This window comes from Vibrio sp. OPT46 (assembly GCF_015163535.1).
Taxonomy (GTDB): domain Bacteria; phylum Pseudomonadota; class Gammaproteobacteria; order Enterobacterales; family Vibrionaceae; genus Vibrio; species Vibrio alginolyticus.
The window spans coordinates 1-432 of the sequence record NZ_JADDYG010000624.1 but is presented as its reverse complement, the minus strand read 5'-3'; the positions used below and the strand labels follow the sequence as shown (position 1 = coordinate 432).

1 protein-coding gene is annotated in these 432 nt (G+C 42.4%); it reads left to right on the top strand.

The features are described 5' to 3' along the window. Nucleotides 1–40: 40 nt before the first annotated feature. Nucleotides 41–432: outer membrane beta-barrel protein (locus IQR33_RS23885; RefSeq protein ID WP_193844116.1), on the top strand; the 392-nt coding region annotated here is incomplete at its 3' end.

The following is a 432-nucleotide window of genomic DNA, read 5'->3' as shown; positions in this document are numbered from 1 at the left end:
GGAATACAGTGTTTAGATAATTCTCATGAAAGGAAGTCGAATGGTGAGAAATTTATTGCTTGTTTCTTTAGCTGCTTTGCCGGCGATATCAAGCGCAGCGGTTATGGACCAAGCAGAAAAATTTGGGTACGAACACATTCATTTGGATGTTGGTGCCGGAACGACAAACGAAGAATGGTTAGATAACTCTAATGCGACCACAGTTGGACTCGGTGGTAACTATTTGTTTATTGAGAACTGGTTGTTTAATGTTGATTACTCAGCGCAGTTTTTCCATCCGGATGATTTTACTCTTCGCATTGACCGCCTTTTGTTTGGTGGTGGTTACCGTTACGGAGTTACAGAGCAATTCGATATCTACGGGATATATGGAATAGGCGCAATCAAAGCGAAAGCGACGGACGACAAAACGGATAATACGTTGTCTTCCGA